General features: G+C 72.5%; 1 pseudogene. It reads left to right on the top strand.

Going from position 1 to position 510, the window contains the following annotated elements:
• Nucleotides 1-172 precede the first annotated feature (172 nt).
• Nucleotides 173-510 (top strand): annotated as a pseudogene (locus LPA54_RS36645) (type VII secretion-associated serine protease mycosin); the annotation flags it as partial.

Here is a 510-nt window from a genome sequence, read left to right as displayed (position 1 = left end):
TACGGCCGGCGAGAATCCCGCTGGCCTGGTCGGAGTTCCTGGAGAAGGGGCCACGCCTCGACACCAACAGCGCCCGGCAGCCCCAGGGTTCATGATCCGCCGGTCACGGGTGGACGCACACCGCCCTCGCGCGCACGGACCATGGACGACGGACGAGAAGAGGACCGAACCGGTGTCGCCGACGAAGGCCGCTCTGCTGGCCGCCGCCGTAGCTCTGACCGCTCTCGGTGTCCAACCGCCCGGGCCCGGGGCCGCGGCTGCCCAGGACGGGCCCGCGCGCCCGCAGGCACCCGTGCGGCTCGCGGGCAGTGGTGAGTGCACCTATCCCAGCCAGAGGCAGTTCAAGGCCCGCCCCTGGTCGCTGCAGCGCGTCCTGCTCGACGAGCTGTGGCAGGGAACGGACAAGGGCAAGGGCGTGCGGGTGGCCGTGATCGACACGGGCGTCGACGACAAGAACCCGCAACTGGCCGGTGCCGTCGACAAGGCGGCCGGGCTGGACCTGCTCGCCGG

Source organism: Streptomyces sp. DH12 (assembly GCF_020873895.1).
Lineage (GTDB): Bacteria > Actinomycetota > Actinomycetes > Streptomycetales > Streptomycetaceae > Streptomyces.
This window is presented reverse-complemented; position numbering and strand designations above follow the sequence as displayed.